The sequence below is a fragment of the Caballeronia sp. BR00000012568055 genome, from assembly GCF_029439455.1.
Classification (GTDB): domain Bacteria; phylum Pseudomonadota; class Gammaproteobacteria; order Burkholderiales; family Burkholderiaceae; genus Caballeronia.
The window spans coordinates 1,602-2,051 of the sequence record NZ_JAQFVG010000125.1; the positions used below are offsets into that span (position 1 = coordinate 1,602).

General features: G+C 59.8%; 1 pseudogene. It reads left to right on the forward strand.

Annotated elements, in window-relative coordinates:
• A pseudogene (locus P7F28_RS07650) lies at positions 1-450 on the forward strand (integrase); the annotation flags it as partial.

Genomic DNA, 450 nt, shown 5'->3' on the forward strand with positions numbered 1-450 from the left:
AACACCGCATGACGGCCTGGGCGGGCGTTCGCCCATTGAGATGATGCAGCATTTCGCCCAGAAACCCGGCGGCCTATGGCGAACACTTGCCGAACGCTACCGGCAAAACCTCATGCTGCTGCAGCCCGTTCATGAGGCCATTGTTCGCGGCAACCTGCGTCGCGGCGTGCGTCCCTATGTCAACCTTTACGGAGTCCGGTATTCCAGTGGCGTGCTCGGAGAAGCGTCCGGCCGGATCGGCAAGCCGTTGCGAATATATTTCGATCCCGAGGACATGCGTGTCGTGACGGCGTTTCTCGCCAGCGGTGAGGAAATCGGCCCGCTCAGGGCGGCCAGACCCTGGGACCAGACACCTCACTCGTTGCGGCTTCGTCAGGAAATCCTGAGGCTGAAACGTCTCAAAGAAATTGACTACGGCGACCTTTCCGATCCCGTAGAGGCTTATCTCAA